This window comes from uncultured Thiodictyon sp. (assembly GCA_903837595.1).
Lineage (GTDB): Bacteria > Pseudomonadota > Gammaproteobacteria > Chromatiales > Chromatiaceae > Thiodictyon.
Genome location: CAILVI010000258.1, coordinates 1 through 2814 on the forward strand (window position 1 = coordinate 1; position 2814 = coordinate 2814).

Annotated in this window: 3 protein-coding genes; 1 reads left to right on the forward strand and 2 read right to left on the reverse strand. The window is 68.4% G+C overall.

What is annotated here, in order from left to right:
* Positions 1-925, forward strand: a 925-nt coding sequence (locus QZY44_RS14060; RefSeq protein WP_295447231.1) for a DNA-binding protein, incomplete at its 5' end; no start/stop codon positions are given.
* A 324-nt stretch (positions 926-1249) separates the two neighbouring features.
* Here QZY44_RS14060 and QZY44_RS14065 read toward each other — a convergent pair.
* Complete coding sequence (locus QZY44_RS14065; protein WP_295447233.1) at positions 1250-1897, reverse strand: DUF938 domain-containing protein; 648 nt, start codon at positions 1895-1897, stop codon at positions 1250-1252.
* A 484-nt stretch (positions 1898-2381) separates the two neighbouring features.
* Positions 2382-2814: GNAT family N-acetyltransferase (locus tag QZY44_RS14070; protein ID WP_295447235.1), on the reverse strand; the 433-nt coding region annotated here is incomplete at its 5' end.

A 2814-nucleotide genomic window follows, 5' to 3' on the forward strand; every position in this document is an offset into this window, starting at 1 on the left:
CCCGACGATCGCCGCCGTCCGCGAGGGACTGGGCGGCAAAGGCTCCCAGCAAGCGATCGGCGCCGGCATTGACGACTGGCTCGACGAGGCCGCCCGGCGCTTCCAGATCCCCGGCATTCCCGAGGCGCTGCGCACCCAAGTAGTCGAGGTCTGGGACCAGGCGTGCCGGCTGGCTGGCGAACAGTGGGACTGCACGAAGACGGCGCTTGAGGCCCAGGTCTTGGGGCTGGATGCCCAGGTCGCGGCGGTCACAGGCGAGCGTGACGCTGCCAGGACCGAGATCGAGCGCCTGGCCACCGCGATGGACCGGCAGGGCGCAACGCTGCGGGAAACCCAGGACGCACTGGACCTGGCCAGCAACGCGCTCGCTGCCCGTACCGAGGCCCTCGCGGAGACGACCGAGGCCCTGGCGCAGGCCCGCGTGCACGGCGAGGACCAGTCCCGCCAACGGGACCATGCCGAGCGGGTTGCCGCCGCGTCGGCAGAAAGCCTCACGGCGGCCCAAGAGCGCATCGCCCGGCTCCAGGTGGAGCAGGAGGTCGCGACGGCGCGGGCCGAATTGCTGGAGCGCGCGGAGGCGACCGCCAGGGACGCGGCGGCGCAGGCGCGGGCGGACCTTGAAGCCGCACAGGCGTTGGCGGACCAGTTGCGCGGCTCAGTGTCCGAGCGCGACGGCCAGCTTGCCACGCTCACCGCCACAGTCCAGGCAGAACAGCAAGCGCGCGACGCGGATACCCAGCACTGGCTCAGCCGCCTCGCCGAGCATCAGGCAGCAGTGGCGGAGGCCCGTGCCCGGGAAACGGCGCTGACCGAGGAGAAGAAGGCCCTGACCCTGGAGGCGCAGCGTTTGCGGCTGGACCTTCGGAAGGTGCAGTCCGGGCTCGACGATGATGCGCGTGCACGCCGCGCCGCTCGCCAGGGCTGATTTGGCCGCGCGGGCCACGACCCGGAGCGGACATTTGCAAGTGGCTTCGATCAGTCTGCGGTCAAGCTGAAAGCGGACGCTCGATCAACCCACCGAGTTACGTATACTGTCCCCTGAATCCGGACGAGGCTCCGGTGAGCCTAAGTCCCTGGAAACGCGTCCGCAACCTGCTTGGAGTTACCCCGCGCTGACCAGCCGCCGGATGGACGCGGGTGGCACAAACGCCCCCAGGGACGAATCGGCCCGCGGCGGCAATGGGCGCACAGCCGTCAGTTGGCCCGGGGCACCTGCATCAAGTGTGGTCGCGCTGCTCAGACCTCACTCCTAAGGCCGCGTTGCCGGATTCGTTTGCGATCCTGCCGCGTTGCACCGGCACCAAACCAGCGTCCGATTGTTGACCGGCATAGGGTGATCGGCGCGCAGCTCCAAACCCGCCCGAGCCGCCAACGCCCGCAGATCGCCCAAGTCCCGCACCCCCATCCGCGGGTCCCGGGCCTTGAGCGATGCATCGAAGCGGGCATTGCTCTCGCTCGTGTGCCGTCCGCCATCGCTGAACGGGCCATAGAGGGCGAAGGGTGCACCAGACGCCAAGATCTGACCCACGCCGAGGAGCATCCGACCGACCTCCGGCAGTCCCATGATGTGGGCGGTGTTGGCGCTGAAGACGCCGTCGAACGGACCTGCCGGCCAGTCGTCGGTGACGTCCAGGCTCAGGGGCTCCGGCAGGTTGGGCAGTTGAGCCTCGGCCAACCACAACCGGATGCCCGGCCACTGGGCCGGAACATCGCTGGTCTGCCAGATCAGGTGAGGCAGCCGGTTGGCGAAGTAGACCGCATGTTGGCCCGTGCCGCTGCCGATTTCCAAGACCCGGCGAGCCTTGGCGAACAGGGGACCGACGACCGCGAAAATGGGCGCTTGGTTCTCCTCGCAGGCCAGCGAGAAGGGTTTGTCGTGGAGCGAGCGTGTTGCCATCGGGACTTATCCTGGCGCGGGTTGTCGCAACCCGCGACAGCGGTGGCGATTAGGCAAGCGCAGATCGGGCAGAACCGGGGGTCGCCAGTCCGGTGGATGCCCTCTCCTGCAATTGCCGCGAGTATACGATCAGTGAGGCAACGTTCTCTGCGGCGCGGGCGTTCGTCTCGGCAGGTCGAAGGCGCTGCGGCCGGGCGGACCGGACCACGGGCGATCAGCCTCGAACAGGATCAACAGCGCCATCAGACCAAGGGCCAGGTGGCGGAGTCCGCGGCCGGACGCGCGCAACCGGAGGAACCGTGGGTCCGATGACCTGGGCGGCATCGCCGGACGTGGGCAGTGTCGAAACCTACCCCGGATTACCAGCCTGTGCCGTGCGCTCCTTGGCCACTCTCGCCCGGTCATCCGCAGCCTGCGCCGCCCGGATGGCTTCGGCCGCTTCGGCTTCCGCCCGGTCACGGGCAAGCATGTTGGTTTGGTAGACCTATCTCTCGGGGCACGGAATCGATGACAGCGGTAGAAACATCGGTGTCGGCTCTGGTCGATCGAACAGGACGCCCTCGACCACCGACACTGGCTCGAAGCCATAGCGAAGATAGAACGTCCGTGCCTCGGGTTTCGCATCGACGACGACGCCGACACACCCGATCTCGTCGGCCATCCGGCGGGCGAGGGTCAAGGCGAAGCGCAGCAGGGCCAGGCCGACCCCACGGTCCCGCGCCGTCTCGGCCACCGCCAGTCGCGCCAATCGTAGCGTCGGCAAGGGGTAGCGCGGTAACCGGCGACGGCGCTCGGCGGGGAGCGCATCGATTTCGATCTCGGACGGCGAGACGGTGACAAAGCCCAGGATCGCGTCATCCTCGACCGCGATGTAGGTGACGCCGACATGGTGGCGAAACTGGTTTTGGCCCGCAAAG